This is a genomic window from Janthinobacterium sp. BJB401, assembly GCF_013372745.1.
In the GTDB taxonomy this organism is placed as follows: domain Bacteria; phylum Pseudomonadota; class Gammaproteobacteria; order Burkholderiales; family Burkholderiaceae_D; genus Janthinobacterium; species Janthinobacterium rivuli.
Genome location: NZ_JABXFH010000056.1, coordinates 1 through 23,176 on the forward strand (window position 1 = coordinate 1; position 23,176 = coordinate 23,176).

Sequence of the window (23,176 nt, forward strand, 5' to 3'; positions counted from 1 at the left end):
GCCGGCGCCGGGCCGGGCCAGCAAGCCGAAATCGCGCGCGTAGGCGTAGGGAAGCAGATTACTCATGACTGCCCCATCACTTCTGTGGCTGTTGCTGCGGCTGCTGCTGGTATTGCTGCAGCAGCGACTGCGGCGGCGTGGCCGCGTTGGCCGGCGCGCCTGGCGGCGGCGTCGGTGCCGGCGGCACGGGACGCGTCACCATGTTGCCGCCCACCGGCTGGCCATCCTGCAGGGCCGGCAGCACGGGCGTGCCCAGGTCTTTCAGCATCAGGTTGCCCGTGGCCGGCACGGCGGCCGTCTCGGCCGAACGCATGTAGTCGTAGCGATCGGCCGCCAGGCTGCCGCTCTGCTCCTTGTTGCGCACGATGACGGGGCGCAGGAAGATCATCAGATTGGTTTTCTTGCGCTCGCGCGTCTGGTACTTGAACAGGTTGCCGATCAGGGGAATGTCGCCCAGGCCGCGCACTTTTTCCGCGTTGTCGCCCGTGCTGTCCTCGATCAGGCCGCCGAGCACAATGATCTGGCCATCGTCGGCCAGCACATTGTTCTCGATCACGCGGTTGTTGATGGTGATGCCGCTGACGGCCGTCGACGTGGATTTGTCGACGCTCGACGTCTCGTGATAGATGCCCAGCTTGATGGTGCCGCCTTCGGAAATCTGCGGACGCACCTTCAGGGTCAGGCCCACTTCCTTGCGGTCGATGGTCTGGAACGGATTCGTGTTGGTGCCGGCCGTGCTGGTGTACTGGCCCGTCAGGATAGGCACGTTCTGGCCCACCTTGATGGTCGCCAGCTCGTTGTCCAGGGTGATCAGGTTCGGTGTCGACAGGATGTTCGCGTTGCCGTCCGATTCCAGCGCATGCGCCACGGCGCCCAGGCCCAGCGCGCCGTTGATCTGCTTGAAGATGCCCAGGGTCAGGCCGCCCGTTGGCAGCACCTTGCCGCCGCCCAGCGCCAGCTTGGCGATATTGTTGTCGGTGCCGCCGGCGAACGACTGCAGCGCGCCCACGCGGTAGCTGCTGCTGCTGTCGCCGGAAAGCCCCAGCCACTGCACGCCGAACTCGGACGCCTTGGCCGACGTCACTTCGACGATCAGCGCCTCGATGTAGACCTGGGCGCGGCGCACGTCGAGCTGGTCGATCACGGCGCGCAGGTTGCGGTAGACGGCTTCGTTACAGGTCAGGATCAGGGTATTCGTCGATGCGTCGGCCTGGATGAAGCCGGCCGTGCCGCCCGACGACAGCTGCTGCGGCCCGTTGCTCAGCGAAGCGCCGCCCGTGGTGCCGCTTTGCGTATTGCCGCCCAGGCCAGTGTTCATGCCGCTGTTGTTCTGGCTGATCTGGTTGTTCGTGGCGAGGTTGCTGGTATTGCCCTGCTGCGCCGAGGCGGCCGTGCCGTCCGACGTCACCACCGAGCGCAGGGTTTGCGCCAGCTTGGTGGCGTCCGCGTTTTTCAGGTACACCACGTGCACATTGCCCAGCTGCGTGGTGGGCTGGTCCAGCTTCGAGATCAGCGACTTGGCCAGGTTGGCGCGCGCCGCCGATGGCGCGCGCAGCACCAGCGAATTGGTGCGCGGATCGGCCAGCACGGACACCTTGCCCGCGTCGGCCCCTGCGGCGCCGGCAGCATTGCCGCCTTCCATCAGTTTATTCACCATCGAGGCCAGGTCGGACGCGATGGCATAGCGCACGGGGATCACGTCCAGGTCCGTCGACGCGGGCACGTCGAGCGCGGCGATGATCTTCGCCAGGCGCTTGAGGTTATCCGCGTAATCGGTGATCACCAGCGAGTTGTTGCCCGGGTTGGCGTTGATCGTGTTGTTCGGCGAGATCAGAGGGCGCAGCACGGCCAGCAGGTTGGCCGACGATTCGTAATTCAGGTAAAACACCTGGGTGGCGATCTGGTCGCCCTTCACCTGGCTGGCGCCGTTGCCCACCTGGGTCGGCACGGATTGCAGCTTGGCGTCCGCTTCCGGCACCACTTTCGCATAGCCGTCGCCAGAGACCACCGCATAGCCCTGCAGGCGCAAGGCCGAGGCCAGCAGCGCGAAGGCCTGCGTCTTGCTGATCGATTTTTCCGACACCAGCGTGATCGTGCCCTTGACGCGCGGGTCGATGACGAAATTGATGTTGGTGTAATGGCCCACCGCCTTGATCACCGACTCGATGTCGGCGCCGACGAAATTGAGCGCCGCTTCATCGCCGGGCGCGGCCCAGACGGGTGCCGGCATGCCGGCCACGGAACAGCACAGCAAGGCGGCGGCCGACAGGCGGCGCAGCGAGAAGGAGGAGGTAATGGGGCTCACGGATGGTTTTTTCATTGTCTGAACTCTAAGGCGATGATGTTTTTTTCGCTATTGCTACGGCGCTGTCCCAGCAAATTCAACAAACTCGCCAAGGTCTCTTCATATCCTGCTGCGGCCTGGGCCTGGCCGGAAAACTGCATGCGCCCCTGATTCAGGCTGCCGCTGCCGTCAAGCAGCAGCGGTCCCTTGATGGAGCGCAGTGCCAACGTCGCCTGCTGCCCCTGCCAATCGAAATCGAGCTCGTAACTGCCCAGCGGACGCAAGGACGACAGGCGCGACGCCATGTCCGTCATCTGCAAGGTCGTGCGCCCGACGGCGGAAAACTGCTGTTGTTCCAGTGCCAGCTGCAAGGTGCTCCACGACAGGCGCATGCTGCCCGTCGGCGCCACGGTATTTAACGGTGCACCGAGGCCGCCCAGGCCATCGGCCGGCAGCAGCAGGGCCGCCGGGCTGACTTGCCAGTGCGACCACGAGCCGCGCAAATTGACGGCCTGCGACAGCGCCTGCGCATTCTGCAATTCCACATCCACCGATCCCCACAGCACGGACGGCGAAATGCGCCAGCTGAAGCGCCCCGGCAGCAGCGGCGTCACGGCGCCATTCGCGCTGGCCGCCCCGCCGACAAAGGCCGAGCCGCGCCACAGGGTACCTTGCGCGTCGCCCAAGGTCAAACGTCCGCCCGTCTGCTTTTCCACGATACCGGCAACCCAGCCGGCCGGGAAAAACACCAGCAGGGTGACGCAGACGCTGACGATGATGGCCAGCAGCCAGCCAAGCAGGCGCATCATCGCGCCGCGCCCGGGCTCTGGTGCAGGCTCAAACTGGCGTCGACCAAGCCCGCCTTGCCCTGCGCCGTGATCTTCGCTTCCTGCACCGCCACGCGGCCTTCGCGGCGCAAGCCGTCGAGCCACAGCATGACGCTGGCGAACGGCACACCGTTCAGCTGCACGCGCGCGTATTCTCCCGTCAGCGACAGCGATTGCGGCGCCAGGCCGCGCGCTTTCAGCGACGCATCGAGGCTGTCACGGCTCATCGGCGCCACCTGCACCGGCGCCTGGCGCGCCAGGTCGCCCGCTTCACGCGCCAGGGCCTGCAGCTGGGCCGCGTTCTGGCGCAGCTCGGGCAAGCTCTTTTGCAAGGCGATGCGGCCCGTCCAGGCCGGCTCGAAAAATACGGCGTAAACGAGGGCCAGCCCCGCCACCACGCCGCCCATGGTCAGGAGCTTGCGCTCCTGCTGCGTGCGTTCGGCCCAGAAGGCCTGCACATTTTGCTGTTGTCCCGCCAGCGCGGCGCGCGCCTTGTTGACTGCTGCACTCATGCTTTTGCTCCCGTGGCCGGCGTGATCTTCCACACGCCCGGCGCCGTTTCATTCAAGGCCAGCTTGCGCGCAGCCAGGCCATCGCGCACCTGCGCCTGGGCGCTGGCGTCGACCATGTCCGGCTTCAGCCTGACGATCAGGCTGCGCTCGCGGTATTCCAGCGAGGCCACCACGCCGCGCCCCGCCAAGCCGCCCAGCGCCTCGCCCAGGGCCGCGCTCATGCTCGTAAAATCATCCATGCTGGCCTGCCCGCCCTGCAGGCGGGCAGCGGCGATATTACGCCGCATCTGCTCCGCTTCCAGGCCATACACGGGCGCTTCGTTCGGATACGCGGCCTTGAAGGTTTGCTGCATCGAGGTGCGCACGGTGGCGGCCTCGCGCTTCAGGCGCATCCATTCGATATTCATGCCGGCCAGGTTGACGACCACGGCCAGCAGCGCCAGGCGCAGCGGCCAACGCCAGCGGCGCCATTCGGTGGCCGATCCCGTGGCCGTGCCCAGGGCGGCGGCCAGATCCAGCCCAGCGCCCTTGGCGCCGGCGATCCAGTGCGCCCAGTGGTCCGGCTCCACCGTCACGCCAGCCATGCCGGCGGCCAGCTGTTGATAGTGCGCCAGCTCGGCCTGTGCCACATACACCGTCAGCGGCACGTCGCCGGCAAACGCGCGCGTCGTCAGCAGCGCCTGCTGCGGCTGGGGCGGCAAGACCAGGCCCAGGCCCTCTTGCGGCGCCTGGCGCAAGGCCAGTTCCAGGCCGTCGCCGTTTGCCTGCAAGGATGCCGTCACGCTGCCCGGCTGCAAAGGCAGGCACAGCTGCGACGGCAGCAGCGCCACCTTGCGCGCCCCCTGCGCCAGCAAAGCTTTCACCAGCACCTCGGCCCAGGCGCGCTGCGCCACGGCCACCGTGCGCATGCCGGCAGCGTCGGGCGCGCCGGCGGCCAGCAGGCAATCCTGGGCGTCGCCCAAAATGTGTTCTTCCACCAGGCCCGGCAAGGCCGCGCGCAAACGGGCGCCGGCCAGCGGCGGCATTTTCAGGCGCAGCAAGGTCACGTCGGCCGCGGCCAGCAGCAGCACCACCTGCTTCGCGCCAGCGATCAGCTGGCCCAGGCTGCCCAGCGGCGCGCTGCCCTGTTGCAACAGGGCAGCGCCATCGCCGGCCAGCACGAAGGAGCAGGCAGGCGCGCTGTCGGTAGACGCCTTGGCTGGGTGACGGATATACAATATTGTCAAAGTGACTCGCTTTCAGCTGTTAATTTTCCCGCAGCCAGACCAGGCTGGTGGTGCGTTGCGGATCCGTTTTTCGATTGACGAGCGCCACGGCGTCCAGGGCGGCACGGTCCAGCCGCACGCGGATGACGGTGAGGAAGTAGCGGCTCTTCACATCGAGTTCCACGCCTTCAATCAATGCAGCATTAATATTATTCTGGAAATTTGCTTTATCGACAAACTTTTTGCGCGGATTGCTCAAAGTCAGGGCGCTGGCCTCGGACAGCGACATCATCGTCACGGCCGCCAGCACCTCGGCCGGGGCCGTATTCACGTTCACGGGCGTTATTTCCGGCAATACGATGATGAAATCGCGCAGTTTTTCAATGATCTGTGGCGTGTAGCCGGGCACGGCCAGCAAATCCTCGATCTGCGTGAACGCCACCGGCTCGCTGCCGCCGCCCGATGCGGGCGTGGCGGCGGGCGTCTTGCCGTCGGTGCCGCTGTCCACAGTGCGCGGTTTCGGCTTCGCGCGCAGCACGGCATCGGCCGTCGCTTGCGCGAGGGAACTATCGAGCTGCAAGTTGGACAGCAAACGCTGATAGGCCAGCACCTGTTTCGCATTGATGCCGCCCGTGGCTTCAAGCAGGTTCGTAATATTGAAGCGCGCCTGCGCATCGAGTGCGCGGCCCGAGACGGTGGCGTCGAATTTTTCCGTGTCGACCTTTTCGCGGTCCACATAATCGTCCAGCCGCGCTTCCTCGATGGGCGTGGCCCAGACGCCATCGGCGGCCGTCAGCATGGGATTGTCCTGGCGCAGCCAGAAGCGGGCGAAGTCGACCATGCCGCGCATGGCCCACTGCGTCTGCAGGCGCAGGCGCTGGTTTTCCATCGAACGCACTTGCACCTGCTGCTGCCAGAACAGGCTGGCGACGACGGTAATCGCCAGCGCCGTCAGCAGCAGGGCCGTGATGACGGCCACGCCGCGCTGGCGCGAGCGAAACTTGAAGCGCGTCATCCCGGCCCCAATAAAAAGACTTTCGACAGGCCCGCGTCCTGGCCCGGCATCTGCAGGGTCACTTCCAGGCCCGGCACTTGCGTGGAAATGGTGGCGCCCGCCGTCAGCACGTTCCAGGCGCCATTGCTCCAGCCGCGCATGACCATGCTGTCGACGCCGTTCATCAAGGCGACGTCGGCGCCGGAGGTATCCGTATCGTCGCGCGCCGCCTGCCACAGGGTGTCGAGCACGGCCAGGTCGCGCGTGCCGTTCGACTCGCGCCGCGTCAGCACGCCGCCGCGCAGGCGGTAAGTGACCACTTGCAACTGCTGCGGCTCCTGTTCCGAGGCGGCCAGGCGCACCAGGGTCAGGCGGTCAGTCTCCGCCGACAGGTTGATGCGGCCATTCAGCAGGGTATTGTTCTGGCCGGCGCCGGCCAGGTGGTCGCAATCGCTCTGCATCTGGGCAAACGCCAGCTGCATGCCGCGCGCCTGTTCCAGCTGGCTGGTCAGCACTTCGCGCGAGCGCATGATGCTGTCCAGGCCGCGCCAGCCCAACACGGCGACCATGGCCAGGATGCCGATCGCCACGAGCAGCTCGATCAGGGTGAAACCGCCGGCAGGAACAGTGCGGCGCGCCATCAGTCGTTAAAGGAAAGTAATACCAGGCGCACGATGCGCCGGGCCGGGTATTGCGCGTCATACACGTTCACGCGCACTTGCCGGATGCGCGGATTCGGCGTGGCCACCACTTCCTCTTCACAGATCAGTTTCAAGTCGCCCTGCGGGCAGTCGACCGTGCGCTTGCCCGTCTGCGGAAAGGTCTTCGCCAGGCGCAAGCGCACCAAATGGTTTTCCGCCGACCAGGTGGCCATCATGGCGCTGCGCAAGCCGTCGCTGTTCTGCGTCAGGCTGCCGACGGCGCGCAAAGAGGCGCCCAGGGCCGTGCCGACGATGACGAGGGCGACCAGCACTTCCAGCAAAGTAAAGCCACGCTGGCGGCGGTGACGTGAAAGCGGCATCATTGTTCGACCGTGAAGTGGCCGATGCCATCGGCGCGGATGGCCACGCTGCGCTCGCCGCTGGCCAGGGTCAGGACAAAAGGCTTGTCGACCGGTTCGCGGCCGAAGATGATGCGCAGCGGCTGGGCCACGCTGTTCGAAGGCTGCACGCTGAGCAGCATGGGCGTGTTGGCAAACGCGCGCTCGCGCAGCAAATCGTCCTGCGTCACGGGCTGCCACAGCTTTTCATTGAGGACCAGGAAACGGTATTGATTTTCGTCCGCCTCGAACGCCACTTGCCGGCTGCGCACGATAGCTTCATCGCGCGCCAGTTGCAGCAGCAGCGCGATGCGCTCGGCTTCCTTCTGCAAGGCTTGCTGGCCATTCGGCATCGCGTTCAGCGACACCAGGCCCAGGGTCACGCCGATGATGACCATCACCACCAGCAATTCGATCAGCGTGAAGCCGCTGGCGCGTGGCCGGGGCGGTGCGCGACCGGTGGTCATGGCAGGCATGCAATGGAAAACTTACAGTTCCCAGGAACCGATATCGGCGTCGTCGCCGCTACCGCCAGGCTGGCCGTCGGCGCCCAGCGAAATGATGTCGACTTCGCCTTTCACGCCCGGCGACAGGAACTGGTACGGGTTGCCCCATGGATCCTTCGGCATTTTTTCCAGGTAGCCGCCCGCTTTCCAGCCATTCGCGGCCGGACCCGTGGTCGGTTTTTCGATCAGCGCCTGCAAGCCCTGCTCGGTGGTCGGGTAGCGCTGGTTATCCAGGCGATACAGTTTCAAGGCTTGCATCACGGTAGCGATGTCGACTTTCGCCGCCGCCACTTTCGACTCGCCCGTGCGGGCAATCAGCTTGGGCACCACCAGCGACGCGAGGATGCCCATGATCACCACCACGACCATGATTTCGATCAAAGTGAAGCCGCGCGCGCGGCGCTGGCGTATCGGATGGTTTGCTGCGTTTTGCATAAGAAAGAGAGAAGAAGGTGAGTAATGAGTGCAGAGTATAAAGCGGAAATATGACAAAGCCTGTCATATAGGGAAAAATTTCTGCGGGGCCTGTCAGGCCGGCAAGACCACTTCGCCGCAAACGGCGCAGCCGGGGTCGCGCGCGACGCGCATGCTGCTCCATTCCATGTGCAAGCCGTCAAGCAGCAGCAGCCGGCCGGCCAGCGATACACCCACGCCCATGATGAGTTTCAGCGCCTCGGCCGCCTGCATGGCGCCCACCACGCCGACCAGCGGCGCGAACACGCCCATGGTCGAGCACGCCTCGTCCGTGAACTGCTGCTCCTGCGGAAACAGGCAGGAATAGCATGGCTGCGTGCCCGTGCGCGGGTCGAACACGCTCACTTGCCCGTCGAAACGGATCACGGCGCCCGACACCAGCGGCACCCTGGCCGCCACGCAGGCGCGGTTGACGGCGTGGCGCGTGGCGAAGTTGTCGGTGCAGTCGAGCACCACCGTGCTGGATAAGACCAGTTCGGCCAGGCGCGCGCCGTCGAGGCGCTCCTGCAAGGCCACTATTTCAATCTCGGGATTGATGCCGGTCAAGGTCTCGCGCGCCGACAGCACTTTCGGCTGGCCCACGCGCTGTGTGGTGTGGGCGATCTGGCGCTGCAGATTGGTCAGATCGACCGTATCGTCATCGACCAGGGTCAGCTTGCCGACACCGCTGGCGGCCAGATACATGGCCGCCGGCGAGCCGAGCCCGCCCGCGCCGATCACCAGCACGTGCGCATCGAGCAAGGCTTGCTGGCCTTCGATGCCGATCTGATCCAGCAGGATGTGGCGCGAATAGCGCAGCAGTTGATTGTCGTTCACGGGGTCAGACCCGCCGGGTCTGACCCCAGCTTTTGCATTGGGTTAAGCATCAAGGCTTCTGCACTGGAATCTTTTTATCGTCCGCCTTGATGTCGGAAGCGATTTCCGGCTTGGCGCCGATCTTGTCAACCTTGGCGTCCACCTTGGCCAGCTGTACCGGCAAGCCCTGGAAGTGGTTCAAGGCTTGTTGCAGCTGGAAATCGTCCTTGGCGCCGTATTCGAGCGGTTTGCGCTTTTTCGCCGTGGCGATCAGGCGCTGCTCTTCTTCCAACTGATCCTGCATGCCTTCCATCGTTGGCTTGGCCGCTTCCGGCTTGCCATCGTTGCTGCTCAGGTGTTTTTCCAGGTCCGCCTCGCGGATGCGCAGGCTGTTCCAGCCGTCGCCCTCGGCCGTTTCATCGACCAGCAAGTCGGGCACGATGCCGCGCGCCTGGATGGCCCGGCCTTTTGGCGTGTAGTAGCGGGCCGTCGTCAGCTTGACGGCCGTGTCGGCCGTGATCTGGCGCAAGGTTTGCACGGAGCCCTTGCCGAACGTTTGCGTGCCGATGACGGTGGCGCGCTGGTAATCCTGCAAGGCGCCGGCGACGATTTCCGAGGCGGACGCGGAGCCGGCATTGACCAGCACCACCAGCGGCACGGTTTTCAGCGCGGCCGGCAGCTTGGCCAGCGGATCGGCCTTGGCGCCCGGCGGCGCATAGAATTCGCGGCGGCCATAAAACACCTGTTTCGACTCGGGCAACTGGCCCTTGGTGGAGACGATCACGGAGTTACCCGGAAGGAATGCCGTCGCCACGCCGATGGCGCCCGGCACGACGCCACCGGGATCGTTGCGCAAGTCCAGCACCAGGCCCTTGAGCTTGGGGTCTTGCGCATACAGGGCGTTGATCTTTTTGACCATGTCATCGACGGTCGGTTCCTGGAACTGGGCGATGCGCAGCCAGGCATAGCCAGGCGCGACCATCTTGGCCTTGACGCTTTGCACGCGGATTTCCTCGCGCACGATGGGGAACACCAGCGGCTTGCTTTCGCCCTTGCGCGACATCGTCAGCACCAGCTTGGTGCCAGGCTGGCCGCGCATCTTCTTGATGACTTCTTCCAGCTGCAAGCCTTTCAGCGGGATGTTGTCGAGGCGGGTGATCAGGTCGCCCGCCTGGATACCGGCCTTGGCGGCGGGGCTGTCCTCGATGGGCGAGACGACTTTCACGTAGCCGTCTTCCATGCTCACTTCGATGCCGATGCCGACAAACTTGCCCTGCACGCTTTCGCGCATTTCCTTGAAGGCATTCTTATCGAGATACACGGAGTGCGGATCGAGCGACGCGACCATGCCGGAAATGGCTTCCGTTAAAAGTTTCTTGTCTTCCACCTTCTCGACGTAATCGGACTTGATCAGGCCGAAGACGTCGGACAACTGGCGCAGTTCGTCGAGCGGCAGCGGGGCATTCGTGATTTTTTGCGCCACGGCCGGGAACTGCAGCGACATGCCGATACCGGCCAGGACGCCCAGACCGATCAGGCCGATACTTTTGACTTTGATACCCATGTATTCTTCGCAATCTACAAATTCGCTGCCGCAGCAATGGTGGGAACTGAATTAAAACTTCACCCAGGTGGCGGGGTCGAAGGCGCGGCCCTGATGACGCAATTCAAAGTATAGCCCTGATTCCTCGTTGCCGCCGCTGTTGCCCGCGCTGGCAATGGCGTCGCCGCCCTTGACGGCATCGCCCACCCGTTTCAGCAGGGACTGGTTATTGCCATAAATGCTCATGTACTGGCCGCCATGGTCGACGATGATCAAATTGCCGAAACCGCGCAGCCAGTCGGAAAACACGACGCGGCCGCCGGCGATGGCGTGGATCTCGCTGCCTTCGCCCGTGCGGATGAACACGCCCTTCCAGCTGGGGCCGTCACCGCGCTTGCTGCCGAAGCGGGCGGCGATCTTGCCGGCCACGGGGGCGCGCAGCTGCCCTTTCAGGCTGGCAAAGGCGCCGGCCGGCGCAGCCGGGCCCAGGCTCGGGCGTTCCGGCTCCGGTTCGGGCTTCGGTTCCGGCTTAGGCGCCACCTTGGCCACTTGCGGCGGCTCGTCGTCGTCGATCGGTTCCAGTTTCACAGGCGGCGGTGGCGGCGTTTGCGGCTTGATCTTGCCCGATTTGTTTTGTTGCTCTTTTGCAAGACGTTCGCGTTCGGCCTGGGCCTGGGCGGCCTTGGCGCGCGCGGCCAGCAGGCGTTCGCGTTTTTCCGCGGCAATCTTGGCGTCGGCGGCCGCTTTGGCGGCGGCGCGTTGCTCGGCCAGCAATTGCTGGCGTTTCTTTTCGGCCGCGGCGGCGGCGGCCTGCTCTTCAATCAGTTTTGCCAGCTTGTCGACCAGGTTGCCCATGCGCTGTTCGTCGCGCTCGACATTGCCCACTTCCTTGCGCTGCGCCACCAGGCGTTGCGACAAGCTCGTCAGCAAGGCGGCGCGGCGCGCCTTCTCCTGCACCAGCAGGGCTTTCTGGTCGCGCTCTTCCTGCGCGATTTCTTCCAGCTCGTCCTTGGCGTTCTGCACATCCGCCTGGTTTTTCTCCACGGCCAGCAAGTTGGCGCGCAAGGCTTCCAGCAGGCGCGCCTGCGCCTGCGACACATACGCCATCAATTGCAAGTCGCGGTTGATGCGGTTCGGGTTATCGCCCGACAAGAGCAGCTTGATGCGGTCTTCGTTGCCAGCGACATATTGTTCACGCAGCAACTTTGACAGCTGTGCCTTTTGTTTCTCGACGGTGGCCGTCAATTGCTGGTGCTCTTGCCCCAGCGCATTGAGTTTCACACCCGTCTCGCTTTGTTCCTGCGCCAGGTCGCGCAAGGCGCGGTTGGCGTTGGAAATGGCTTCTTCCGACTCGGCCAGGGTATCGGCCGCGTCATCCTTGGCGCTTTCCGTGCGGCTGATGTCGCGCTTGAGCGCCGTCAGCTTTTGTTGCAATCCAGCACGTTGTGCTTCCGCGGCCGCCTTCTGCTTGCTGCGTTCGGTGGGCTTGGCGCCCTGCGCGGCACCGCTGGAAAGCAGCAGCGCCAGGCACAGCATGGCACCGGCGCGCCACGCCGGCAGGGGTCGATCAGCAGAGGGGGCGATGGCTGTGCCGCGGAAGAAAGACGACAAGTTACTTGGCCTTCCCTTGGTTCGCCACGGCTGCTTGCGCTGCCGCAATCGCTGCCGGGTCGCCCAGGTAGTAGTGACGGATCGGTTTCAGGTCGGCGTCCAGCTCATACACGAGCGGCTGGCCGTTCGGGATGTTCAGGCCGACGATGTCGCTGTCGCTGATGCCGTCTAACATCTTGATCAGCGCGCGCAGGCTGTTGCCGTGGGCCGAAATGATAATCTTTTTGCCAGCACGGATGGCCGGGGCGATTTCTTCATCCCAGGCCGGCATCACGCGCGCCACGGTGTCTTTCAGGCATTCGGTCAGCGGAATCGACGCTTGCGGCAAGCCGGCGTAGCGCGGATCGTTGAACGAGGCGCGGTCGTCATTCGCTTCCAGCGGCGGCGGCGGCGTATCGTAGCTGCGGCGCCATACCAGTACTTGCTCGTCGCCATACTTGGCGGCCGTCTCGCCCTTGTCCAGGCCTTGCAGGGCGCCGTAGTGGCGCTCGTTCAAGCGCCAGTCGTTCTTGATCGGCAAATACATCATGTCCATCTCGTCGAGCGCCAGCCACAGGGTGCGGATGGCGCGCTTCAGGACGGAAGTGTAGGCCACGTCGAACGTAAAACCTTCCTGCTTGAGGATCTGGCCGGCGGCCCTGGCTTCGTTGACGCCCTTTTCCGTCAGATCGACGTCGGTCCAGCCGGTGAAGCGGTTATCGAGGTTCCAGGTGGACTCGCCGTGACGCATGAAAACGATTTTGTACATAGTTCTATCTTCTCAAGGGGTTCAAATCAAAAAAGCAAAACGTAAAAAGACCTCGTCCAGCTTCTATTTTATAATGCGCGGATTGACTTAAACCATTGGACCCTACGTGAAATTCATTATCGACCACATTTTTCTGTTTGCCATCGTCATTATTTCCGGCGGCGCCCTCCTCTGGCCACTGCTGTCGATGCGCGGCAAGCGCGCGACCGTGCTGGAAGTCACGCAACTGATCAACCGCGGCAAGACCATCATCGTCGACGTGCGCAGCGCGGAAGAATTCGCCACGGGCCACTTGCCTGACGCAAAAAATATTCCGCTGCCGGAACTGGCAAAACGCATGGGCGAGCTGGAAAAATTCAAAACGCGCCCCATTGTAGTGGTTTGCCAGAAAGGTTCGCGTTCGGCAACCGCCGTTGGCCTGCTGGGCAAAGCCGGTTTCGCTGAGGCAACGAGCCTGGAAGGCGGCCTCGACGAATGGAAAAAGCAAGGTTTGCCATTGAAAACCTTGTCGCTGGCGAAATAAGCTGGCATTAACTGAAGGAATAATCATCATGACCGTACCCGTAATTGTGTATAGCACCGCCGTGTGCCCGTATTGCGTGCGCGCCGAGCGCCTGCTGGAAGCCAAGGGCGTGACCGTGCAAAAGATCCGCGTCGACCTCGACCCGGAAGAGCGCATCAAGATGATGGAACGCACGGGCCGCCGCACGGTGCCGCAGATCTATGTGGGCGATACCCACGTGGGCGGATTCGACGATTTGTATGCGCTCGATCAAGCCGGCAAGCTGGACCCCTTGTTAAATGGCACGGCAGCCTGATATAAAGCGGGTTCGAGAAATTGCTTGGTTTTTTGTCGTATGGTTTTGATACAATTGCCCTCGCACCTGATCTGGCCGTGCCTATCCGGCACGGTTTGAATACCGCAAGTACCATATTTGAACGGTGTGCCGTTCTTGTCCTTTACAACGAAAGCGTTCCATGTCCGACGAAAATCTGCAACCAGTCTTCCAAATCCAACGCGTCTACCTGAAAGACATGTCGCTGGAACAACCAAATTCCCCAGCTATTTTCCTGGAACAAGAAGCACCAGCCATCGAAGTGGCACTGGACGTGGGCGCTGCGCCTCTGGCCGACGGCATCTTCGAAGCCACCGTGACCATCACCGTCACCGCCAAAGTCGGCGAAAAAGTCGCTTTCCTGGTTGAAGGCAAGCAAGCCGGTATCTTCGAAGCACGCAACATTCCTGCCGATCAACTCGATCCGCTGCTGGGAATCGGCTGCCCGAACATCATCTACCCTTACCTGCGCGCCAACATCGCCGACGTGATCACCCGTGCCGGCTTCCCGCCAGTGCACCTGGCCGAGATCAACTTCGAAGTGTTCTACCAACAACGTCTGCAAGCTATTGCTGACGCCGCTGCAGCTGCCCCGGCAGCCGACGCGACGACGCACTAAGCTTCAGGCAAGACCCCGCCAGCCATCAAGGCTGGCCTGACACGGCGGCCTGGCCGCCGTGTTTCGTTAAGGTTCAAAATATCATGTTGAAAAGTGCGCTCTTGAGCAAGTTCCGCTGGATGGCCGGCGCCGTGCTGCTGCTGGCGACCGCCGCCAGCCACGCCGTCGATTTCAAAACGGTGGGCGCCGCTCCCGTGATCCTGTACGACGCGCCATCCTCCAAGGGCGGCAAGCTGTATGTGGCGCCACGCGGCATGCCGCTGGAAGTCGTGCTCAGCTACGGCGAATGGGTCAAGGTACGCGACGCCAGCGGCGAAATGGCCTGGACGGAAGCCAAGGGCCTGTCGGCCAAGCGCAACGTCGTGGCGCGCGCCGCGAACCTCAAGGTTCGCGCCAGCCCCGACGACACCGCCTCCGCCATCCTCCTCGTCGACAAGGGCGTGCTGCTGGAAATAAGCGAGCAGCCGAGTTCCGGCTGGGTCAAGGTGCGCCACAAGGATGGCCAGAGCGGCTACGTCAAGACCAGCGAAGTGTGGGGCCTGTAAGCACCGCGTCCGTTCCCCCTGCCCCGTTGAGGTTGCATGCAAGTTTCTCCTGAAGTCACTCCCGATCGTATTCCCGCCACCCGCAAGATCACCATCCTGGGCGCCGGCGCCTGGGGCACGGCCGTGGCCATGGCCCTGGCTGGCCGCCATGACGTGCTGCTGTGGGGCCGCAACGGCGACGCCATGGCCGCCATGGCCGCCAGCGGTGAAAACAGCTATTTGCCCGGTTTCCCTTTACCGCCGCAATTGCGCATCAGCGCCGATTTCGACGCCGCCGTCGCGCATGCCAGCGGCGAACACGGCCTCCTGATCGCCGCCTGCCCTGTGGCGGGCTTGCGGCCCATGCTGCATCAGCTGAAAGATCAGTTGAAAAACAAGGTCATCGGCAACCTCGTGTGGCTGTGCAAAGGCTTTGAAGGCGGCACGGGCTTGCTGCCGCACCAGATCGTGCAGGAAGTGCTGGGCGACACGGTCCCCGGCGGCGCCCTGTCCGGCCCCTCGTTCGCGCAGGAAGTGGCACGCGGCTTGCCGTGCGCGCTGACCATCGCCTCGCACAATGCCGCCTTGCGCGGCGCCGTCGTCTCGGCCTTGCATGGCGGCACCATCCGCGTGTATGCGAGCGACGACCTGGTGGGCGTGGAAGTGGGCGGCGCCGTCAAGAACGTGCTGGCCATTGCCACCGGCGTGGCCGACGGCCTGGGCCTGGGCTTGAATGCGCGCGCCGCGCTGATCACGCGTGGCCTGGCGGAAATCACGCGCCTGGGCACGGCCCTGGGTGGCCAGACGGAAACGTTCATGGGCTTGACGGGCATGGGCGATCTGATTCTGACATGCACGGGCGACCTGTCGCGCAACCGCCGGGTCGGTCTGGGCCTGGCGCAAGGCAAGGCGCTGGAGACCATCGTGGCTGAACTCGGTCACGTGGCCGAAGGCGTGCCGTGCGCCAAGGCCGTGCGCGAACTGGCGCGCCGCATGGGCGTCGACATGCCGATCACCAACGCGGTGGCCGGCGTGCTGTTCGATGGAGATTTGCCGCACGTCATGGTGCAGCAGCTGCTGTCGCGCGACCCGCGCGCCGAGGCGGCCTAAGGCGACCTGATGCGCCAGGAAAACCTAGCGCCCCGCCTTGTGCATGAGTATGGTGAGCAACAATAAACTGTCTTCGCGCGCTTCCAGGGCGTGTGCCTGGCCGCCGAGCAGATACAGCATCTGGCCCGGTCCCAGCACCTGCACGCCGCCATGCGCCTCCACCGCCACCTGCCCTTGCAGGCACAGCAATGTGATCTCGCCGAGCACGTGATGCTCGGGCATGGTCTTGCCTTGGGGCATGCACATGCGGATCAGTTCCAGCTCATCCGTCTTGGCCAGCGCAATGGCGGAAAACTGCGACAGGTCGTCGCCGTCCCTGCGCAGCACGTCGATCACCTGTCCTGAACTTGCGTGCTCCAGTGCCATCATGTGCTCCTTCAGCCATTACTCGGTGACTTCCTCCGGCTCTTTCGCGCCGCGCATCCACTCGACCAGCGGCCACGCATCCTTCAAGCCTTCCGCCAGGGTCGGCAGCAGTTGCTCGGGGGCGTTGACGGGCAGCGGCACTTCGGTCCAGACAAAAAAGCTCTTCAGCTTGATGAATTCGATATGTTCGGCGTCCGCCTCGAAACCCTTCGGCGGGCGCTGCAGCTTGCCTTCGTTCTGGATGGTGCCGAAGCGGGCCTTCAAACGCTTATTTTTCAGCACTTTGGAAAAACCTGGCGCGTCGTTGAGCATATGCTCGCGCAACGCCTTCAGGCGTCCGGGCGGCGGCATGTATTCGCCGGCGCCGAACAGCAAGTTGCCCTGGCCGTCGATCTGCAGGTAATACGTGGGGCCGCCCGCCTTGCTGGGACGGCGCATGTCGTTCGGCGCGATGGCGGCCGAAAAACGCGTCTTGTACGGACTTTTATCGTGCGCGAAACGCACGTCGCGGTTGATGCGGAACAAAGCCTTCTTTGGATTGCAGTATTTCACGGCCGGATCGAACTTGCCGAGTTCAGCAATGAGTGACGTCACCAAGGCGAGAAATTCCTCGCGCAGGATGTCGTAGCGGGGCTTGTTCATCACAAACCAGGGACGGTTGTTGTTGTCGCTCAGTTCACGTAAAAATTGGGTCAAATCACGCACATGCATGTGTCAAATTCCGATCAGCAACTATTTGGAAAGCTCTTTCGGGATGGGGCGCTTGCCCACCATCACGTCGAGTGCCGCTTCGCGATTCTTGCGCAGCACCGTCATTTTAGCTTTTTCGCCGGGCGGCAGTTGGGCGATCAGATTCAGCATTTCCGTCGTGTCGCCGACGGGCTTGCCTTGCACCGTCAGCAGGATGTCGCCGGGCACGATGCCCGCCTTGTCGGCTGGGCCGTTGCGTACCACGCCGGCGATGATGGCGCCGCTCGTGCGCTGCAAGTTGAAGCTTTGCGCCAGCTCGGGCGTGATGTCCTGCGTTTCCACGCCAATCCAGCCGCGCACCACGTGGCCATCCTTGATGATGGCTTCCATCACCGTCTTGGCCGTCGAGACGGGAATGGCGAAGCCGATGCCGACGGAGCCGCCGCTTTGGGAATAGATCGCCGTATTGATGCCGATCAGATTGCCGCGCGTATCGACCAGGGCGCCGCCCGAGTTGCCGAAGTTAATCGCCGCATCCGTCTGGATAAAGTTTTCAAAGCTGTTGATGTGCAGGTTGTTGCGGCCCAGGGCGGAGATGATGCCCATGGTCACCGTCTGGCCCACACCGAACGGGTTGCCGATGGCCAGCACCACGTCGCCCACGCGCGCCAGTTCCGACTGGCCCAGCACGATGACGGGCAGCTTGTCGAGGTCGATCTTGATGACGGCCAGGTCCGTTTCCGGATCGAGGCCCACCACCTTGGCCGGCGCCTTGCGGCCATCCGTGAGCACCACTTCGATTTCGTCGGCGCCTTCGACCACGTGGTTGTTGGTCAGCACATAGCCTTCATGGCTGACGATGACACCCGAGCCGAGGCTGTTTTTCAAGTCGTCGTCATCCCCGTCGTCCGGGTCGCGGTCGCCGAAGAAACGTTTGAAGAAGGGATCGCGCGCCAGCGGATGGGCGCCGCGCTTGGGCACTTGCAGGGTGAGGATGTTGACGACGGCGGGCATGGCGCGCGCCGCCGCGTCGCGGTAGGAGCCGGGCGCCAGGCTGCTGGACGCCGTTTCCACCACGGGCACCGGTTTCGCGGGAGAGCCCAGCTGCTGTACCCGGCTGGCCGGGCGCAGCGCGCCATACACAAAATACAGCGCCAACGCGATCGTCACGGTTTGCGCAAACAATAACCAGAATCGTCGCATACAGTTTTCTGCCCAGGTCAGCCGGCCCGTGCCGGAACGGCTTATTTTGCCAGATCGCCGCCGTTGCGTGCGTTCTGCTGCAGGGAGTCGCGGATTTCACGCAGCAGCACGATGTCTTCCGGCGTGACTGGCGCTGGCGCCGGCGCGACCGGTTCGCTGCGGCGGGCCTTGTTCATCAGGCGTACCATCTGGAAGATGATGAAAGCCAAAATGACGAAGTTGAGCAGAATGGTCAGGAAGTTACCGTAGGCCAGCACGGCGCCCGCTTTTTTCGCTTCCACCAGGGTCAGGGTGGTGGCCTGGCCATTCAGGGGCAGATAGTAATTGGCGAAATCGAGGCCGCCGAAAATGCGGCCGATGGGCGGCATGATCACGTCTTGCACCAGGGAATCGACAATCTTGCCGAAGGCGCCACCGATAATGACACCGACCGCCAGATCGACGACGTTACCCTTCATTGCAAATTCTTTAAATTCTTGCATCATTGCCATGAATTTCTCCTTCGGATAGATATAAAAACATGCCGATCATACTATTGATTCCTGGTGACACCAACTTGTGGTTGTTGGCGAGACCAATTCCGGCACAGGCGTGCGCATCTAGTTCGAAAGAACTAGCCACCTCCTGCAAAAGTATATAAATTATGGTACAAGCAACGTTTTTGTTTTATTCGTTGTTTGCTTCACTTATAATTTGCGGTTGCCAGAAGTGGCTTTTTCACTTCCGGATAATCAACAAGAAACTGGCACGGGCTGCGCCATAGTCCGAAGTTCCGCAGGGATGTTGCCACTTTACCGTACAAAGATGCGGGTTGCGGCAATCAGTGGGATAGAGCTTCGGCGACGGGTTTTTCGCGGCTGCCACTCATAATAAAGATTCGCATTTTGACTGATTGGGGTTTGCATGAGTAACGAAAAGCAGGTCGATTCAGGCCGTCGCGGCTTGCTCGTCGCCACGTGCGCGGCGGGCAGTGTAGTTGGATTGGCAACCGCGGGAGCCTTGGTAAGCACCTTCCAGCCGTCGGAGCGCGCGAAAGCGGCTGGCGCGCCGGTCGAAGTAGACATCACCACCTTGCAACCCGGCGAAATGCGCACCGTCGAATGGCGCGGCAAGCCGGTCTGGATCCTCAAGCGCACGCCGGAAATGATCGCGTCGCTCAAGCAAACCGATGGCAAGGTCGCCGATGCCAATTCGCAGCGCAATCCCGCCGAATTCACGCCGGAATACTGCATGAACGAGGCACGCTCGATCAAGCCTGAAATTCTCGTCGCCGTCGGCATCTGCACCCACCTGGGCTGCTCTCCTTCCTCGAAATTTACCCCCGGCCCGCAACCGTCGCTGCCCGATGACTGGCAAGGCGGCTTCCTGTGCCCTTGCCACGGCTCCACCTTCGACATGGCTGGCCGCGTGTTCAAGAACAAGCCGGCGCCGGACAACCTGCAAGTGCCGCGTCATATGTATCTGAGCGACACCAAATTGCTGATAGGTAAAGACGAGAAAGGCGAGGCTTGATCATGGCTGCTTTCAAAGAGACGAAATTCCCGGCAGACGCTCCCGTCGCCGAAAAAGCGCTGGGCTGGGTCGATGACCGCTTTCCCCTGACCAAGCTGTGGAACGACCAATGGGGCAAGTACTACGCCCCGAAAAACTTCAATTTCTGGTACATCTTCGGCTCGCTGGCCATGCTGGTGCTGGTCTTGCAGATCGTCACCGGCATCTTCCTGACCATGCACTACAAACCGGATGCGGCCCTGGCCTTCAATTCCGTCGAGTACATCATGCGCGAAGTACCGTGGGGCTGGCTGGTGCGCTACATGCACTCGACGGGCGCCTCGGCCTTCTTCATCATCGTCTACCTGCACATGACGCGCGGCCTGCTGTACGGCTCGTACCGCAAGCCACGTGAGCTGATCTGGTTGTTCGGTTTCGCCATCTTCCTGTGCCTGATGGCCGAAGCGTTCTTCGGCTACCTGCTGCCATGGGGCCAGATGTCGTACTGGGGCGCGCAAGTGATCGTCAACCTGTTTGGCGCCATCCCGCTGATCGGCCCTGACCTGTCGCTGTGGATCCGCGGCGACTATGTCGTTTCCGACGCGACCCTGAACCGCTTCTTCGCTTTCCACGTGATCGCCATCCCGCTGGTACTGCTGGGCTTGGTTGCAGCGCACTTGATCGCCCTGCATGAAGTCGGTTCGAGCAACCCGGACGGCATCGAAGTCAAAGAAAACCTGGGCGCCGATGGCCACCCGGTCGATTCGATTCCATCGCATCCGTACTACACCGTGCATGACCTGTTCGGCGTATCGATCTTCCTCGTCATTTTCAGCGCCGTCGTCTTCTTCGCGCCGGAAATGGGCGGATATTTCCTGGAATACAACAACTTCCTGCCGGGCGACTCGCTGAAGACCCCGCTGCACATCGCGCCAACCTGGTACTTCACGCCGTTCTACTCGGTGCTGCGCGCCACCACGGCCGACTTCATGTACGTGCTGATGGGTGTCGTGGCCGCCTACGTGGTATTCATCTGGCTCAAGTCGCGCCTGTCGACGACCGTCAAGTCCATCATCGCCGGCATCGCCATCGTCGCCATCATCGGCATGCTGCCGCAGGTGCTGGACGCGAAATTCTGGGGCGTGGTGTTCTTCGGCGGTTCCGTCGTGATCCTGGCGTTCCTGCCATGGCTCGACCATTCGCCCGTGAAATCGATCCGCTACCGTCCGACCTGGCACAAATATGTGTACGCCATCTTCGGCCTGTCGTTCCTGATCCTCGGCTACCTGGGCACCCAGGCGCCAACGGATACGAAAACCATCGTGTCGCAAGTGTGCACCCTGATTTACTTCAGCTTCTTCCTGTTGATGCCATGGTGGAGTGCAATGGGCAAGTTCAAGACCGTGCCGTCGCGTGTGACGTTTCACCCGCACTAAGCCGCTCTCACGCCACGCTCAAAGGACATACATCATATGAAGATTGCAAAAAAACTGCTCGCCATCCTGGCCTTCGTGCCTGCCATGGCTCTCGCCAGCGAAGGCGGCTTTCCGCTGGACAAGGCTCCTGACCGCCAGACCAACATGGCGGCGCTGCAACATGGCGCCAAATTGTTCGTCAATTATTGCCTGAATTGCCACGCCGCCGTGTCGATGCGCTACAACCGCCTGAAAGACCTGGGCTTGACGGAAGACCAGATCAAGCAGAATCTGTTGTTCTCCGGCGATAAAGTCGGCGACCTGATGACGACAAGCCTGGCACCGCAGGACGCCAAGGCCTTCTTTGGCGTCGTACCGCCGGATTTGTCGGTAATTTCGCGCGCGAAATCATCTTCCGCTGGCACAGGCGGCGACTACCTGTATACTTACCTGCGTACGTTCTATAAAGACGACACTCGTCCGACCGGCTGGAACAACATGGTCGTGCCGAATGTTGCCATGCCGCATGTATTATGGGAATTGCAAGGTGTCCAGTCTGCCAAGTTCGTGGAAGAGAATGATCCGCACGACGCTGGCAAGAAGATCCACAAATTTGCCGGCTTCGAGCAGGTCAAGCCAGGTACGTTGAACAAGATCGAGTATGACAATGCGGTAGCCGACCTGGTCGGCTACATGGAGTGGATGGCCGAACCGGCACAGCAGACACGCAAACGCCTGGGCGTGTGGGTGCTGCTGTTCCTGTCGGTCTTTGCTCTGCTGGCATGGCGCCTTAACGCGTCGTTCTGGAAGGAAGTCAAATAAGTGAGGCGCCGGCCATAGGCCGGTTTATGCCTGTTTCTGCGTTGTCCGCATGAGTGGACAAGCGACCTGGGGTGAGCCGTTCGCGGCTTCACCCCCTTTGTTTCTAAGGAACTATAAAAAATGATGGTTCTCTATTCGGGTACAACCTGCCCATTTTCGCAACGCTGCCGCCTGGTCCTGTTTGAAAAAGGCATGGACTTCGAAGTGCGCGACGTCGACCTGTTCAACAAACCGGAAGACATTTCGACCATGAATCCGTACGGCCAGGTGCCTATCCTGGTCGAACGCGAACTGATCCTGTATGAATCGAACATCATCAACGAGTACATCGATGAGCGCTTCCCGCATCCGCAACTGATGCCGGCCGATCCGCTGATGCGTGCCCGCGCGCGCCTGATGCTGTTCAATTTCGAAAAAGAACTGTTCGTGCACGTGCACGTGCTGGAAAGCGAACGCGCCAAGAGCAACGACAAGGCCCACGACAAGGCACGCGCGGAAATCCGCGACCGCCTGACGACCCTGGCGCCACTGTTCCTGAAAAACAAGTACATGCTGGGCGACGAGTTCTCGATGCTCGACGTGGCTGTCGCGCCGCTGCTGTGGCGCCTGGACCACTACGGCATCGAACTGTCGAAGACGGCCGCACCGCTGATGAAATACGCCGAACGCATCTTCTCGCGTCCGGCCTATATCGAAGCACTGACGCCATCCGAGAAAGTGATGCGCCGCTAAAAGATATTCCCGGCAGGCAACGCCTGCCGGGGCATCTTGCGTCAGCAGCCAGTCTTTTGAATTACCGGTGCGCCCGCCTCATGCTTGATGGGGGGCGCTCCCGCCTCACAGTGCCTACCATGTCTGAAATCTCAACCAAACCTTATATGCTGCGCGCCATCTACGAGTGGTGCACCGACAGCGGCTACACGCCTTATCTCGCGGTCAAAGTCGATTCGCGCACCACGGTACCGATGGAATACGTGAAAAAGGGCGAAATCGTGCTCAACATCAGCTTCGGCGCCACCAGTGGCCTGAAGATGGACAACGACGCCATCCGCTTCCACGCCCGCTTTGGCGGCGTCTCGCGCGAAATCTACGTGCCGGTCGACAACGTGATGGCCATCTACGCCAACGAAAACGGCCAGGGCATGGCCTTCGAGCCCGTGCTGGGCAACGATGACCCCGACGCGCAACCGACGGACAGCCCGGCCTCCGCCGACGTGCCGCCGCCAGCGATCGCCCCGGTCTCCAGCGCCCCGACCCTGTCGTCCGTACCGACCAGCTCCCCCGAACAACGCGACAACGCCACACAAGGCGACGACGAGCCACCAAAAAAAGGCGGCCGCCCGACCCTGACACGCATTAAATAGCGTATAATTCGCAACGCGCAGTTTTTGCCGACTTAGCTCATTTGGTAGAGCAGTTGATTTGTAATCATCAGGTGGCCAGTTCGAAACCGGCAGTCGGCACCAAGAATATTCAGTAAATCAAAGGGTTATAGATATCTTATCTATAACCCTTTGCCGTTTCTGGGACATTTGCTGCAATCCCCCTCCGCTAAAGCTATG

The 23,176-nt window shown here is 62.3% G+C and carries 27 protein-coding genes and 1 tRNA gene; 11 read left to right on the plus strand and 17 right to left on the minus strand.

Annotated elements, in window-relative coordinates; all coding sequences use genetic code 11:
* Positions 1-76: 76 nt before the first annotated feature.
* From gspD to gpmA, 13 genes are all read right to left on the minus strand, one after another.
* Positions 77-2,320: a type II secretion system secretin GspD gene (gene gspD, locus HWE17_RS24925; RefSeq protein WP_176390647.1), complete on the minus strand. Its 2,244-nt coding sequence runs from the start codon at positions 2,318-2,320 to the stop codon at positions 77-79.
* On the minus strand, positions 2,317-3,093 hold the full coding sequence (locus HWE17_RS24930; protein WP_099401233.1) for a type II secretion system protein N: 777 nt from the start codon (positions 3,091-3,093) through the stop codon (positions 2,317-2,319). The genes gspD and HWE17_RS24930 overlap by 4 nt, the downstream gene beginning before the upstream one ends.
* Positions 3,090-3,623, minus strand: coding sequence for a type II secretion system protein GspM (gene gspM / locus HWE17_RS24935; RefSeq protein WP_035823849.1), 534 nt, complete (start codon positions 3,621-3,623; stop codon positions 3,090-3,092). The genes HWE17_RS24930 and gspM overlap by 4 nt, the downstream gene beginning before the upstream one ends.
* The gene (gene gspL, locus HWE17_RS24940; protein ID WP_255206383.1) at positions 3,620-4,849 is read right to left on the minus strand and encodes a type II secretion system protein GspL; all 1,230 of its coding nucleotides are present in this window, start codon (positions 4,847-4,849) and stop codon (positions 3,620-3,622) included. Before gspL ends, gspM begins: the two co-directional genes overlap by 4 nt.
* A 19-nt stretch (positions 4,850-4,868) precedes the next feature.
* A complete protein-coding gene (gene gspK, locus HWE17_RS24945) occupies positions 4,869-5,843 on the minus strand; it encodes a type II secretion system minor pseudopilin GspK (protein WP_176390648.1) in 975 nt (324 codons plus the stop codon).
* Positions 5,840-6,463 (minus strand): type II secretion system protein J, encoded by a 624-nt coding sequence (locus HWE17_RS24950; RefSeq protein ID WP_176390649.1) that lies wholly within the window; start codon positions 6,461-6,463, stop codon positions 5,840-5,842. Before HWE17_RS24950 ends, gspK begins: the two co-directional genes overlap by 4 nt.
* Positions 6,463-6,846, minus strand: coding sequence for a type II secretion system minor pseudopilin GspI (gene gspI, locus HWE17_RS24955; protein ID WP_035823837.1), 384 nt, complete (start codon positions 6,844-6,846; stop codon positions 6,463-6,465). Before gspI ends, HWE17_RS24950 begins: the two co-directional genes overlap by 1 nt.
* Positions 6,843-7,337, minus strand: coding sequence for a GspH/FimT family pseudopilin (locus HWE17_RS24960; RefSeq protein ID WP_051959291.1), 495 nt, complete (start codon positions 7,335-7,337; stop codon positions 6,843-6,845). The genes gspI and HWE17_RS24960 overlap by 4 nt, the downstream gene beginning before the upstream one ends.
* Positions 7,338-7,349: 12 nt before the next feature.
* Positions 7,350-7,802: a type II secretion system major pseudopilin GspG gene (gene gspG / locus HWE17_RS24965; RefSeq protein WP_035823835.1), complete on the minus strand. Its 453-nt coding sequence runs from the start codon at positions 7,800-7,802 to the stop codon at positions 7,350-7,352.
* 93 nt (positions 7,803-7,895) lie between these two features.
* Positions 7,896-8,657: a molybdopterin-synthase adenylyltransferase MoeB gene (locus HWE17_RS24970; protein ID WP_176390650.1), complete on the minus strand. Its 762-nt coding sequence runs from the start codon at positions 8,655-8,657 to the stop codon at positions 7,896-7,898.
* Between the two features lie 49 nt (positions 8,658-8,706).
* Entirely contained in the window at positions 8,707-10,200 is a 1,494-nt protein-coding gene (locus HWE17_RS24975; RefSeq protein ID WP_176390651.1) for a S41 family peptidase, read from the minus strand.
* 51 nt (positions 10,201-10,251) lie between these two features.
* Positions 10,252-11,715, minus strand: coding sequence for a murein hydrolase activator EnvC (locus HWE17_RS24980; protein ID WP_099401227.1), 1,464 nt, complete (start codon positions 11,713-11,715; stop codon positions 10,252-10,254).
* A 76-nt stretch (positions 11,716-11,791) separates the two neighbouring features.
* A complete protein-coding gene (gene gpmA / locus HWE17_RS24985; protein WP_035823826.1) occupies positions 11,792-12,538 on the minus strand; it encodes a 2,3-diphosphoglycerate-dependent phosphoglycerate mutase in 747 nt (248 codons plus the stop codon).
* A gap of 106 nt (positions 12,539-12,644) precedes the next feature.
* Between gpmA and HWE17_RS24990 the strand changes: the two genes are divergently transcribed.
* From HWE17_RS24990 to HWE17_RS25010, 5 genes are all read left to right on the plus strand, one after another.
* A complete protein-coding gene (locus HWE17_RS24990; RefSeq protein WP_070220898.1) occupies positions 12,645-13,061 on the plus strand; it encodes a rhodanese-like domain-containing protein in 417 nt (138 codons plus the stop codon).
* Positions 13,062-13,089: 28 nt separating this feature from the next.
* Positions 13,090-13,356, plus strand: a complete 267-nt coding sequence (gene grxC, locus HWE17_RS24995; protein WP_034783579.1) for a glutaredoxin 3 — start codon at positions 13,090-13,092, stop codon at positions 13,354-13,356.
* A gap of 160 nt (positions 13,357-13,516) precedes the next feature.
* Positions 13,517-13,993, plus strand: a complete 477-nt coding sequence (secB, locus tag HWE17_RS25000; RefSeq protein ID WP_077398684.1) for a protein-export chaperone SecB — start codon at positions 13,517-13,519, stop codon at positions 13,991-13,993.
* Between the two features lie 83 nt (positions 13,994-14,076).
* The gene (locus HWE17_RS25005; RefSeq protein WP_176390652.1) at positions 14,077-14,538 is read left to right on the plus strand and encodes an SH3 domain-containing protein; all 462 of its coding nucleotides are present in this window, start codon (positions 14,077-14,079) and stop codon (positions 14,536-14,538) included.
* Between the two features lie 36 nt (positions 14,539-14,574).
* A complete protein-coding gene (locus tag HWE17_RS25010; RefSeq protein ID WP_176390653.1) occupies positions 14,575-15,627 on the plus strand; it encodes an NAD(P)H-dependent glycerol-3-phosphate dehydrogenase in 1,053 nt (350 codons plus the stop codon).
* A 24-nt stretch (positions 15,628-15,651) separates the two neighbouring features.
* On the opposite strand, the gene HWE17_RS25015 is transcribed toward HWE17_RS25010, so the two are convergent.
* Genes HWE17_RS25015 through mscL form a run of 4 tightly spaced genes read right to left on the minus strand, consistent with a single transcriptional unit; the run spans position 15,652 to position 18,377 of the window.
* The gene (locus HWE17_RS25015) at positions 15,652-15,996 is read right to left on the minus strand and encodes a hypothetical protein (protein WP_255206384.1); all 345 of its coding nucleotides are present in this window, start codon (positions 15,994-15,996) and stop codon (positions 15,652-15,654) included.
* 15 nt (positions 15,997-16,011) lie between these two features.
* Complete coding sequence (locus HWE17_RS25020) at positions 16,012-16,704, minus strand: DUF2461 domain-containing protein (protein WP_176390654.1); 693 nt, start codon at positions 16,702-16,704, stop codon at positions 16,012-16,014.
* A 21-nt stretch (positions 16,705-16,725) separates the two neighbouring features.
* Positions 16,726-17,886, minus strand: a complete 1,161-nt coding sequence (locus HWE17_RS25025; protein WP_072455825.1) for a Do family serine endopeptidase — start codon at positions 17,884-17,886, stop codon at positions 16,726-16,728.
* 41 nt (positions 17,887-17,927) lie between these two features.
* Positions 17,928-18,377: a large conductance mechanosensitive channel protein MscL gene (gene mscL / locus HWE17_RS25030; RefSeq protein ID WP_099401222.1), complete on the minus strand. Its 450-nt coding sequence runs from the start codon at positions 18,375-18,377 to the stop codon at positions 17,928-17,930.
* A 412-nt stretch (positions 18,378-18,789) separates the two neighbouring features.
* On the opposite strand from mscL, the gene petA reads away from it, so the two are divergent.
* From petA to HWE17_RS25060, 6 genes are all read left to right on the plus strand, one after another.
* Entirely contained in the window at positions 18,790-19,398 is a 609-nt protein-coding gene (gene petA, locus HWE17_RS25035; protein ID WP_176390655.1) for a ubiquinol-cytochrome c reductase iron-sulfur subunit, read from the plus strand.
* A gap of 2 nt (positions 19,399-19,400) precedes the next feature.
* A complete protein-coding gene (locus tag HWE17_RS25040) occupies positions 19,401-20,813 on the plus strand; it encodes a cytochrome bc complex cytochrome b subunit (RefSeq protein WP_176390656.1) in 1,413 nt (470 codons plus the stop codon).
* A gap of 36 nt (positions 20,814-20,849) precedes the next feature.
* Complete coding sequence (locus tag HWE17_RS25045; RefSeq protein WP_035823818.1) at positions 20,850-21,614, plus strand: cytochrome c1; 765 nt, start codon at positions 20,850-20,852, stop codon at positions 21,612-21,614.
* A 120-nt stretch (positions 21,615-21,734) separates the two neighbouring features.
* Positions 21,735-22,346: a glutathione S-transferase N-terminal domain-containing protein gene (locus tag HWE17_RS25050; protein WP_010394154.1), complete on the plus strand. Its 612-nt coding sequence runs from the start codon at positions 21,735-21,737 to the stop codon at positions 22,344-22,346.
* Between the two features lie 119 nt (positions 22,347-22,465).
* Positions 22,466-22,978, plus strand: a complete 513-nt coding sequence (locus tag HWE17_RS25055; protein WP_099401221.1) for a ClpXP protease specificity-enhancing factor — start codon at positions 22,466-22,468, stop codon at positions 22,976-22,978.
* Between the two features lie 26 nt (positions 22,979-23,004).
* Positions 23,005-23,080: transfer RNA gene (locus HWE17_RS25060), tRNA-Thr, on the plus strand.
* Positions 23,081-23,176: the final 96 nt, after the last annotated feature.